The following is an 11483-nucleotide window of genomic DNA, read 5'->3' on the forward strand; positions in this document are numbered from 1 at the left end:
GGCGCTCAGCCGGCGGTGGTGACGAGGATCTTGTCCTTGCCGGCCTTGTCCTTGGCGTTCTTCTTCATCGCGGCCTCGAACATCTTGCGCCAGCTCGCCACCTGGGGGTGACGGCGCAGGAGCGCACGGCGTTCGCGTTCGGTCATGCCGCCCCACACCCCGAACTCGATCCGGTTGTCCAGCGCGTCGGCCAGGCACTCGTACCGAACTGGGCAGCTCCGGCAGATCCGCTTCGCCACGTTCTGTTCGGCGCCCTGTACGAACAACGCGTCCGGGTCCCCGTTCTGACACGCCGCCAGCGACGGCCAGTCAGTGATCATGCCCATCTGTACACGTCCCCCCTTGCAGTACCTACCGACCCCGTCGCGGACCAGCCGGCAATTCCCCCCGATCGCCCGGCCTGCCTTCCCCAAGGCGGCACGGACGACATGTGGCGCTGTCGCCGCCACCATCATGCTCTGTAGTCGACTGATTACGCAACGTTGTCGGAGAAATCCATCATTCCGGACACTCCCGGCTTCCCGGGCTTCGCGACCGCCGGTTACCCCGTCGGAGTCCGTGAAAACGCTGCGAGCCCTCTCCGGGAGGAGGGAGACTCGGCGCCGGATCCACGCAACCACTTACCGGGGGTCGTGCGTTTAGCACAACGAGGTCGGCGCGCGCAGGAAATGGGGAAAGAACGCCCCGGCGCCCCTCGTTCCCTACTCGCGTACCCTGTCGAGGTGACCTGGATGCGGAAACGTGACCACAACGTGCTGACCAACGCCGCATCGCTACTCATCTGTGGCCTGTTGGCCGGCGTGGTGGTCGCCGCGGCGGCCTTCCCCGCGGTGGCGATGTCCGGGCTGGCCGCGAAGGCCGGCGCCGAGACCTTCGGCGCACTACCCAAGGAGCTGAAGGTGGCCCGCGCGCCGCAGATCAGCTACCTACTCGCCTCCGACGGCAAGACCCCGCTGGCGACCATGTACGACGAGAACCGTCGCGACGTGAAGCTCAAGGACATCGCCCCCGTCATGCAGAAGGCGATCGTCGCGGCCGAGGACCACGACTTCTACAAGCACAACGGCGTGGACCTCAACGGCATCGCCCGGGCGTTCGTCAACAACCAGTCCAACGCCTCCAGCCAGCAGGGCGCCTCGACGCTGACCATGCAGTACGTCCGGCTCGCCATCGCCTACTCGGCGAGCCACCCGGCGGACGTGGTCGCGGCCACCGAGGACACCAGCGCCCGCAAGCTGCGCGAGATGCGCTACGCCATCCAGATCGACAAGGAGCTCTCCAAGGACGAGATCCTGGAGCGCTACCTCAACATCGCCGCGTTCGGCAACGGCGCGTACGGCATCTACGCCGCCAGCCAGGTCTACTTCAACAAGCCGCCCAGCAAGCTGAAGATCGATGAAGCGGCCATGCTCGCGGGCATGGTGAAGGCGCCGAGCACCAACGACCCCACCACCAAGAGCGGCTACACGGCGGCGGTCGCCCGGCGCGACTACGTCATCGAGAACATGGTCAAGACCGGCGCCATCACCCGCCAGGAGGCGGACGCGGCGAAGGCCGTCAAGCTCAAGGTCACCGGCAAGCGGGCCCCCAACGGCTGTGTCTCGACCAACGAGAAGGGCTGGGGCTTCTTCTGCGACTACTTCTACCGCTGGTGGATGCAGCAGGAGACGTTCGGCTCGACCACGTACGACCGGGAGCGGCGGCTCAAGAGCGGCGGCTACACCGTCGTCACCACGCTCGACCCCCAGGCCCAGCGGGGCGCCGACAAGGCCGTCCGCAAGGCCAAGCCGGAGAAGAGCAAGGAAGCCGCCATGGTGGCGGTGGTCGAGCCGGGCACCGGCCGGGTACGGGCGCTGGCGGTGAACCGCAACTTCAAGCTCGACGACCCGAAGAAGCCGGCCAACAAGCCGCACAGCGAGCCCAAGCAGCGCAAGAGGGGCAAGCTCGGCAACTACCCGAACACCGTCAACCCGCTGCTCACCGGCGGCGACGGCATCACGGGCTACCAGGCCGGCTCGACCTTCAAGATCTTCACGATCGTCGCGGCACTGGAGAAGGGCATCCCGCTCGGCTACACGATCAACGCCCCGCAGACCTTCAAGTCGGAGTACATCGTCGAGCAGGGCAGCCCCGCCGCCTGCCCCGGCACCAACAAGTACTGCCCGACCAACTCCGGCAAGAAGGCCGGCGGCGTGCAGAACATGTGGAGCGCCTTCGCCCAGTCGATCAACACGTACTTCGTGCCGCTCCAGCAGCAGGTCGGCGCCGAGAACGTGGTCGACGTGGCCAAGCGGCTCGGCATCCAGTTCCGGGTCAGCAAGGAAAACACCTGGGCCAACAACAAGGACTTCGCGCACGACTGGGGCGCGTTCACCCTGGGCGTCACGGACACCACCCCGCTGGAGCTGGCCAACGCCTACGCCACCCTCGCGGCGGACGGCAGGTACTGCGAGCCCATCCCGGTGCAGGAGATCAAGGACCCGGAGGGCAAGAAGCTCGACATCGCCAACCCGCGCTGCGAGAAGCGGGTCAGCACCGAGGTGGCCCGCGCCGCCGTCGACGCCGCCCGCTGCCCGGTCGGTGACAACTCCTCCACCAGCAAGTGCGGCGGCAGCCGTACGGCCGCCGAGGTCAAGCAGGCCGTCGACGCCCCGGTGGCCGGCAAGTCCGGCACCACCGACTCGGAGAAGAGCGCGGCCCTGGTCGCGATGACCAAGCAGTACGCGGTGGCCGGCATCCTGGCCGACCCGGACTGGCCGCAGACCAACGTGAAGATGAAGCACAAGCAGAAGGACGGCATCAACCCGCCGGTCTACGAGACGCTGAAGGCCGCCATGAAGGGCAAGGACCGGAAGAACTTCGAGCCCCCGGGCAAGAAGATCTCCGAGGGCGACCAGCGCCGCATCCCCGACGTGAAGTGCCTGGACCCGCAGCAGGCGAAGTCCCGGATCGAGGCGGAGGGCTTCGACGCGGTCATCTCCGACATCAAGGTCACGTCGAGCTGCCCGGCCGGCAAGGCCGCCGGCACCAGCCCCGACGGCCGCACCATCAAGGGCGGCGTGGTGACCATCCAGATCAGTTCCGGCGGAGGCGCCGCCCCGGGCACGGCGCCCGGCAACGGCGGGCCGCCGACCAACCCGGGCCGTCCGCCGGGCCGCCCCGGCGGCTGAGCCGGCCGAACAGACGAAACGGGCGGGCACCCTTCGCGGGGTGCCCGCCCGTTTCGCATAAGTTCCTGGCTCTCATTCGAACCGACGAGAACTCGATTTGGCATTGGCGTCACTCTCGGAGCGCCAGAAAGTCCCGAACCAGGCTCGAATTGCAGCGCGTGCTTAGGGAGGGCAGCCCGGCGGGCTACCCTCCCTAAGCGCCGTGTCACTCCCGGGTCACCGGAGTTGTAGAACTAAACGACGGTGATCGGGTGGCCCGCCTCGTCGCAGTAACCATCCAGGTACCACCTGAGCGCATCGCGCGTCTGCGGACCATACACACCATCCGCAGTGATGCCCTCCGTCTGCTGGGCGGAGATCAGCGCGGACTTGGTTGCCGGGCCGAAGTCCTGGTCGGTGGCGATGTTCTTGCCGTAGCAGTACTTCAGGCTGCGCTGGAGCAGCAGGACAGCACTGCTGTTGGCGCCCTGCGCCATGCCGCAACTGGTGCTGGATGCAGTGCTGCCGGTGGAAGGCAATGCCACCGGTCCGGCACTCCACAGGTTGTCGCCCGCCACTCGTACCGTCCGGCTGCACGTCGCTTGAATGCTGACGTCGGCCGAAGCCACCGACGGGGCGACGACCACAGCCCCCAGAGTTCCGGCAACCACAAGAGTTGCGGCAAATACTCGCCTCACTGGGAAACCTCTCCTCGATGCAATGAGGCAACGGGAACGCAATTGTCAGCGGCTAAGGTTGCACCCCCGTTGCGCAATTCCGCCGACAGGCATACCCTCTCACGGGAACGGATCTCACGCAATGGATATCAGTCGACGCTCTGCGTGACGGCAGTGCGAGATGGCTACCATCCGAACAATTGGCAGGCTCTCTCGCAGGTCACCGACTACTGCTTCGACCTCGCACCCAACCGTCAGAGGCCGAGCTGTCGGCGTACCTCCGCGGCGACCCGGCCGCCCTCGGCCCGGCCGGCCACCGCCGCCTGGGCCGCCTTCATGGCCGGGCCCATCTGCGCCTTGCCGGTGAAGCCGCCCGCGGCGAGCGCCCCCGCGACCAGCTCGGTCAGCTCGGCGTCGGGGAGCTGCTTCGGCAGGTAGCGCTCCAGCACCTCGCCCTCGGCGACCTCCTTCGCGGCCTGCTCGGTGCGGCCGGCGTCGCCGAACGCGGTGGCGGCCTCCCGGCGCTTCTTCGCCTCCTTGGTCAGCACCGCGAGCACCTCGTCGTCGGTGAGCTCGCGCTTGGCCCTGCCGGCGACCTCGGCGGTGCCGACGGCGGCGAGCGCCATCCGCAACGTGGAGGTGGTCAGCTCGTCGCGTGCCTTCAGGGCGGCGCGCATGTCGGCGGTCAGACGGTCCTTCAGCGTGCTCATGGTCGGTGAAACTACCCTGAACGGCATGCGAAAGCGCACACTATTCCGGCTCGCGACCGGGACCGCCGCCCTCGGCGCGGCGACCCTGGCGTACGCGTCACTCGTCGAGCGCAACATGTTCACCCTGCGGCGGTACGACGTGCCGGTGCTGCCGGCCGACGCGGAGCCGCTGCGGGTCCTGCACCTGTCGGACCTGCACATGATGCCCGACCAGGGGCGCAAACAGCGTTGGGTGGCGTCGCTGGCCGCGCTCGACCCCGACCTGGTCGTGGTCACCGGCGACAACATGGCGCATCCCGGCGCCGTGCCCGGCGTGCTGCGTGCCATCCAGCCGCTGCTCGACTTCCCGGGGGCCTTCGTCTTCGGCTCCAACGACTACACCGGGCCGGTCTGGAAGAACCCGTTCACCTACTTCCTGCCCGACCGCGAATACACCGAGGGCGTCGAGCTGCCGCACGAGGAGCTACGCGACGTCTTCGTCAGCGCCGGCTGGGCGGACCTGAACAACGCCCGCACCACCCTGAAGGCCGGCGGCCGGGTCGTCGAGCTGCTCGGAGTGGACGACCCGCACGTCGAACGGGACGACTACGCCTCCGTGGCCGGCCCGGTGTCGCCGACCGCCGACCTGTCGATCGCGCTCACCCACTCCCCCGAACCGGCCGTCCTCGACGCGATGGCCGCCGACGGCTTCGGCCTGATGCTCGCCGGGCACACCCACGGCGGTCAGGTCTGCGTACCGGGAGTCGGTGCGCTGGTCACCAACTGCGGCCTGCCCCGCTCCATGGCACGCGGCCTGCACCGCTGGCCCGGATCCGACTCCTGGCTGCACGTCTCCGCCGGCCTCGGCACGCACCCGACCGCGCCGGTCCGGTTCGCCTGTCCGCCCGAGGCGAGCGTGCTCACCCTGATCCCCCGCTGACCCGTACGGCTGCGAGCCGCCGGGCCGTCGATCACGGCCCGGCGGCCGGCCGGAGGGTCGGCACGGCGGTGGGGGTACCGAGTTGGACCCCTGAGCGGGGTGGGCTACTATTTGTCGGCACGCCTCGGGGTGTGGCGCAGCTTGGTAGCGCGCTTCGTTCGGGACGAAGAGGTCGTCGGTTCGAATCCGGCCACCCCGACCAGGTGAGAGGGCACATCCAATCGATGGATGTGCCCTCTAGCGCTTTCTGGGTGACTGACTGAGCGACTACCGCAGTTTCCGGGGGTGTCCCCTCGGCGGCGGTCAGACAGGCCTTGGCGGCGACCCCGTGGAGGGCTCGCCGGACGTTGGCGGCGTCCAGAGCGCTGCCGGTCGCGCTGGTGAACACGAGGTTCCGGGGCTGCCAATCCTTGCCGGCCTTGTCGCGGCGGGTGTGCCGCACGAACCCCGCGAAGTCCTGCTCTTCGTAAGGTGTCACACCTTTCAGGACGAGGCCGGGCAGCGGCGTTGCACCGGGTGGCGGAACTGTCCCGTCCCGCCGGCCGACGAGACCCCGCCTACCGCGCTGGGGCGGATGACCTGGTGTCAACGGGCCGTCGCGGTGGACCTGACGGCCGTGACGACGCTCGTCCACTCAGGCGACGGGAGCAGAATTGGGGCGATACGTTTCAATGAAACCGCGGCGCTGTGACCTACTTCACTCCGATGCGCGGTCAGAGCGGGCAAATCACGCGACGAATTCGGCGAGACGAACATTTCGGTCATCGATGACCGATCGGCGGGGTCGCGCGGGAATTTTACGAACGCTAATATGACCGTGCTCGATAGATCGAGCTGCGCATTGGGATACGCCTATCAGTTATCGGATGAGGCCGGCGGCGCACTACCGCCCCGCTGGCCACGCCGAGTCAATTGATGGGTCCAGTCACGGGAGGATGCAACATGAGGGCAGCACGAGCCGTTGCGATTGCGGGCGCAGTTACCGCGCTCGGGATCTTCGGGGTGGCCTCGCCAGCGCTGGCGGTGGACCGGAACTGCTATGACGACTATTTCTGCGTCTACAAGGACATCAACTACAGCACGGGCAACTCGATGTACCGGATCAACGTTGAGAGCAAGAACTGGTCGTACCAGTTGCCCTCGATCCACAAGGCCGACAGCTCCTGGAGGAACTTCCACGACAGGACGTGGCGGGTCTGCGACTACGGCACGTTCAACGACACCACCACGATTTCTCTGACCAACGGACAGGGCATCACCTACAGCTCGGGCGCGAACGACCGGGGTGAGGGTAACCAGCTGGCCTTGTGCTGAGTCGCCGCGACGGAGAAGTTCCCGCGTCAATCCAGTGGTCGGGCCGGGGGGCGCGCTGGTCCCCGCTCGGCCGGTAAAAATCGGGGGTGACCGCCCTCCTGCGGAGTCGATCGATGCCCGCGCATGCGGAGCTCGACGTCTGTGAGATCCGAAGGAGGCCGGATGCCTTGCCCGCGAACGGGTACACTGCTGCGGGCAAGGCATCCGGTTTGGTGGGACAACAGTAAGGATGACCGGTAATCGCTATGGGACGACGTCGATCGCTGGCTGTGGCGGCAGCGCTGTTGGTGGCACTCAGCGGGTGCGGTGCGGAGGAGTCCTCGCCGGACACGGAGGCGGCTGCCGTCCGCGCCCAGATGGCGTGGGATTCCGCGCAGCGGCAGTACGAAGAGGTCCAGGAGATCGAGAGAAGGCTTGTCAGAGGTTGTCTGACCAAGCAGGGTTTCGAGATTTTCCCGAAGGAGAGCGCGCCGCCGAAGAAGTCGACCGACAGTCAGCGAACCTCAACTGATCCTGTCCAGGCCGCGCGCATCGGATACGGCTACGACCCACGTCGGCAACCCAGCCCCGACGCTAAGGCCAACGACTCCGAGTATGCGAAGACGCCCGACTCGTACAAGGGAAAACTCACACTCGCGAAGTACGGGCCGTCGACGGACACGGTCTCGTTCACCACTCCGGACGGCACCAACGTCGACATTCCCCGTGCCGGTTGTGTCGGCGACATCCGAACGGCTCTCTACGGCGACCTGAAGGAGTTCCTCCGGCTGTCCTTCACGGCGGAGAACCTCGTCCGGATGGATGCGTCGCGCGATATCGAGAAGAATCCGAAGGTCCTGGCCCTCGTCGATCCTTGGAGGGACTGCGTCAAGACTGCCGGATACCCGGGGATCCAGTTTCCCCGGGACATGAGAGACAAGGCGAAGGGCCTCTACAAGGGCATCGACCGCAACGACGAGAAGGCACTGGACGCGGCGGCGGCGAACGAGATCAAAATCGCGACGGCCGAGGCGACCTGCACCAAGTCCGTCGGCCTTGACGAAGCGGTGGCGGCCGCACGGGCTGAGGGATCCGTCAAGTCACTGGCCAAGTACGAGGCCGACATGGTCGCTTGGAACGCGATGGCGCTCAAGGCGTTGGCGAAGGCTCAGGAGATGCTGAAGGCATGACGGGTAGGCGCCGGCAGGCAGTCGTTACGACGGCGGTCGTGGTTGCCGTCGCCGCGGCGACACTCTCCATCTGGGCTGTCGCATCCAGCGCGCGGACACCCGCCCAACGGGCGGCGGAGGCGGCACCGCCTCCGCCGTCCGAACTGACCGCCGTCGTGGAAGAGGGGCCGCTTTCCGACGCGTTCACCCTCGACGGCAAACTCAGCCGCCGGTCGCGGTCGTCCATCCAGGGTCCGACCGTCTCTGCGGGCCGGTCGATCGTCACCGACCTGCCGGTCAAACGCGGAAGTCGAGTGAAGAACCGCCAGTTGGTCGCGGTGGTGTCGGGGAGGCCACTCATCACGCTGAAGGGAAGGTTCGCCAGCTACCGTGACCTCCGGCTCGGCGACGAGGGACCCGACGTCCGCCAACTGCGGCTGGCGCTCGGCCTGTGGGGCGACGACGTCTATGACCGCGCCACCGCCGCGAGCGTGGCTCGTCTCTACGAGAAGGTCGGGTATCCGGCACCCGCTGAGACGACGGCCGGTGCCGCGGAGCCCGCCCCGTCGGCGCCTGCTCCCAAACCGTCGGGATCCGCGACGCCCACTCGCACGAAGCCCGCTGCCCCGGTGCGCGGCGGGCTGGTTCCGATGAACGAGGTCGTGTTCCTTCCCGTGCTGCCGGCGACCGTGGTGGAGGTCACGGCGGCGATCGGGGACAAGGGCGACCAGCCCCTCCTCACCGTGGCATCGGGCGGATGGCAGGTGGCGGCGACCGTCGGCGAGGACCAACGCGCGGAGCTTCGGGACCTGCCGCCAGACGCCAGCATGACGGTGAGCGGGGGCCCGGCTGAGGGAAAGAAGGTCACCCTTTCCGCAATCAAAGCCGCCAAGTCCACCGAACAGGAGGAGGCGAGCTACGTAGCCACCTTCGCCATCGACGTCGGTTCGGAGGAAGGGCTGACGGAGGGCACTCCGATGACGGTTCGGGTGGTTCGGCAGGAGAGTCCGGCCGAGGCGGTTGTCGTCCCGGTGTCGGCCCTGTGGACCAAGCCGGGTGGCCAGACCGAGGTTCGCATCCGTTCGGCCGACGGTGTGGCGGCGGTGCCGGTGACCGTCCTGTTCGTCGTGGACGGGCGCGCCGCGGTGACCGGCCCGGCGGAGATGACGGCCGGCGTACGGGTGGCTGTCGGCTCCAGGAACGGCGGCGCCAATTGAGTGCCGCTGTGGTGCGGATGCTGGAGGTCACCAAGACGTTCTCCGGAGCTGTGGCCGTATCGGCACTACGTGGGGTGAACCTGGAGATTCGGCGCGGCGAGATGACAGCCATCGTCGGGCCGTCGGGTGCGGGGAAGTCCACACTGCTCAACATCCTGGGGCTGCTGGACGTGCCGACGTCCGGACGGTACCTGCTGGACGGCACCGACACCTCACGGCTCGGGGAGCGGGAACTGACCTCCCTCCGTGCTGTCACGCTCGGATTCGTCTTTCAGGCCTTCCACCTCGTCGCGCACCTGAACTGCGTGGCCAACGTGATGCTGCCGTTGGCTCACCAAGGTTGGCCCCGCCGTGAGCGAGCCCGGCTGGCGACCGACGCGCTCGTCCAGGTCGGACTGGGCCATCGGCTCGACGCCCGGCCGACGACGCTTTCGGGCGGGGAACGACAGCGGGTCGCGGTGGCGAGGGCAATCGTGCACTCACCGTCGGTGATCCTCTGCGACGAACCGACCGGGAACCTCGACCGGGAGAACTCGACGCACGTCATGGATCTCCTTCGGCGGCTGGTCACCCCCGAGCGGTCACTGATCGTGGTGACCCACGACGACGCCGTGTCGGCGCGTGCCGATCGGGTCGTGAAGGTGGTCGACGGTGCCGTCTGCTGATCCGTCACGGCCTCGCCGGGCGACCACGCCGGCCAGGGACGTCGTGGCTCAGGCCCTTCAGGCCATGGGCGGGCGTCGCGGACGGGCCGCCCTCACCGCGCTGGGTGTCGCATTCGGCATCTGCGCAGCCGTGGCCACGCTGGGAATCACCGCCAGCGCCTCCCAGGCGGTCACCGCCAAGTTCGACGAGTTCACCGCCACCGAAGTGAAGGTCAAGTACCCGACGCTCAGCTCGGGCGGACACCTCCCCCGTCCTGAGGTCGCCCAGCGCCTGCGGGTGGCAGAGCTCAACGGTGTGCGGCACGCGGGCCTGATGGTCAAGGCCGAGGGGCACCCGACGGTCTCGAACATCCGGCGCGACGACGCGCCGTGGGACGAGGCGACGGTGCTGGCAGCCCAGGAGGACGGCCTGACAGCGGCCGGCGCGACCATGCTCCACGGCCGGATGTACGACACCGGCCACGAGAGTCGGCACGACCGCGTCGCCGTCCTGGACACGGTGGCCGCGACGCGGCTCTTCGGTGAGGCGGGATCGGGGCCTGGGGCCCTGGTGTACGTCGCCGACGTACCGTACGCGGTCCTGGGCGTCTATCGGGCGCCACCCGGCAACGCGGGCATGACTGGTGCGGTGGTGCTGCCGTACTGGGCCGCGACTGCGCAACCCGGACTCCGGTTCCCCGATTCAGAGATGGTCATCAGAACCCAGCTCGGGGCGGCCGACCAGGTGGCCCGGGAGGTGCCGTTCGCCATCGCCCCCCAGGCTCCAGACGACCTTGCGGTGCTGGTGCCGCCGGATCTGCGGTCGCTGCGCGCTGGCGTCGAGCGGGAGACACAGGCGCTCTTTCTCGGCCTTGCGCTGGTCTCGTTGGTGATCGGTGCGCTGGGCGTCAGCAACGTCTCGTACGTCTCGGTGCTCGAACGCCGGGCCGAGATCGGCCTCCGCCGTGCCGTGGGCGCCTCCCGCCGTGCCATCGCGGCACAGTTCTGTCTGGAGACTGCCGGACTCGGACTGATCGGCGGTGTGGTGGGGACCATCGCCGGGGTGCACGTCACCGCCGCGACCAGCCTGATGAAATCCTGGCTCGTCATCCTCGATCCGATGGTGCTCGGCGGCGGCCCGGTGGTCGGCATGGCCACAGGGCTGGTGGCGGGTGTCTACCCGGCGATCGCGGCGGCCCGGGTGCAACCGGCAGAAGCCCTACGCTCCTGACCGCGGCTCGAGTGGGGCGCCAGGCACTCATGTAGACCATTTGATACCGATAGCCTGAGCTGCACGTACAGCAGATCCTCGAGCTCAACGAGGTAGGCGAACGTAATTCGGGACGAAGAGGTCGTCGGTTCGAATCCAGCAACCCGACCGGGGCCAGCGGGCACGTCCGATCGTTGGCTGTGCCCTCTGGTACTTCGTAGAGCGGTGAAGTACAGCAGCGCGAACGTTTTGATCAACGCCTGCAACACGCCCATCACGAGCAAGTCGTACACCACTCCCGTGGACGCAACCCGTTGAGCGATCACCCGGACGATTGGGGCGGACCGAATCTGCCCAGGGTCGTCTAATACTCCAACGTCACTTCGCCTGTCTGCGCTGGTAGTGGGATCGTCGGGCTCTGGCTTGGGATGTTCGTCGCCAGATCGACCAGTGCAGGGTGTGCGCTGGCGGTAGCGCCGCAGCGAGGACGAAGGC

10 protein-coding genes and 1 tRNA gene are annotated in these 11483 nt (G+C 67.9%); 8 read left to right on the top strand and 3 right to left on the bottom strand.

Annotation, left to right across the window (positions count from 1 at the left end):
• Positions 1-5 precede the first annotated feature (5 nt).
• Positions 6-326, bottom strand: a complete 321-nt coding sequence (locus KBX06_RS04775; protein WP_089003040.1) for a WhiB family transcriptional regulator — start codon at positions 324-326, stop codon at positions 6-8.
• Positions 327-731: 405 nt separating this feature from the next.
• Here KBX06_RS04775 and KBX06_RS04780 point away from each other — a divergent pair, with 405 nt between their 5' ends.
• Positions 732-3170, top strand: a complete 2439-nt coding sequence (locus tag KBX06_RS04780; protein ID WP_210832887.1) for a penicillin-binding protein — start codon at positions 732-734, stop codon at positions 3168-3170.
• Between the two features lie 233 nt (positions 3171-3403).
• On the opposite strand, the gene KBX06_RS28415 is transcribed toward KBX06_RS04780, so the two are convergent.
• Together KBX06_RS28415 and KBX06_RS04790 are read right to left on the bottom strand one after the other, a co-directional pair.
• The gene (locus KBX06_RS28415) at positions 3404-3796 is read right to left on the bottom strand and encodes a peptidoglycan-binding protein (protein ID WP_210832888.1); all 393 of its coding nucleotides are present in this window, start codon (positions 3794-3796) and stop codon (positions 3404-3406) included.
• 284 nt (positions 3797-4080) lie between these two features.
• Positions 4081-4536: a GatB/YqeY domain-containing protein gene (locus KBX06_RS04790; RefSeq protein WP_210832889.1), complete on the bottom strand. Its 456-nt coding sequence runs from the start codon at positions 4534-4536 to the stop codon at positions 4081-4083.
• A 25-nt stretch (positions 4537-4561) separates the two neighbouring features.
• Between KBX06_RS04790 and KBX06_RS04795 the strand changes: the two genes are divergently transcribed.
• The 7 genes from KBX06_RS04795 to KBX06_RS04825 all read left to right on the top strand — a co-directional run bounded on the left by KBX06_RS04795 (position 4562) and on the right by KBX06_RS04825 (position 11009).
• The gene (locus KBX06_RS04795; RefSeq protein WP_210832890.1) at positions 4562-5455 is read left to right on the top strand and encodes a metallophosphoesterase; all 894 of its coding nucleotides are present in this window, start codon (positions 4562-4564) and stop codon (positions 5453-5455) included.
• Between the two features lie 125 nt (positions 5456-5580).
• A tRNA-Pro gene (locus tag KBX06_RS04800) sits at positions 5581-5657 on the top strand.
• A 740-nt stretch (positions 5658-6397) separates the two neighbouring features.
• Positions 6398-6769, top strand: coding sequence for a peptidase inhibitor family I36 protein (locus KBX06_RS04805; RefSeq protein ID WP_210832891.1), 372 nt, complete (start codon positions 6398-6400; stop codon positions 6767-6769).
• Positions 6770-7038: 269 nt separating this feature from the next.
• Positions 7039-7938: a hypothetical protein gene (locus KBX06_RS04810; RefSeq protein WP_210832892.1), complete on the top strand. Its 900-nt coding sequence runs from the start codon at positions 7039-7041 to the stop codon at positions 7936-7938.
• A 38-nt stretch (positions 7939-7976) separates the two neighbouring features.
• A complete protein-coding gene (locus KBX06_RS04815) occupies positions 7977-9134 on the top strand; it encodes a hypothetical protein (protein ID WP_210832893.1) in 1158 nt (385 codons plus the stop codon).
• 17 nt (positions 9135-9151) lie between these two features.
• A complete protein-coding gene (locus tag KBX06_RS04820) occupies positions 9152-9799 on the top strand; it encodes an ABC transporter ATP-binding protein (protein ID WP_210832972.1) in 648 nt (215 codons plus the stop codon).
• 43 nt (positions 9800-9842) lie between these two features.
• Positions 9843-11009, top strand: a complete 1167-nt coding sequence (locus KBX06_RS04825) for an ABC transporter permease (protein WP_210832894.1) — start codon at positions 9843-9845, stop codon at positions 11007-11009.
• The last annotated feature ends 474 nt before the right edge of the window (positions 11010-11483 follow it).

Source organism: Micromonospora sp. C31 (assembly GCF_018070575.1).
GTDB lineage: Bacteria > Actinomycetota > Actinomycetes > Mycobacteriales > Micromonosporaceae > Micromonospora.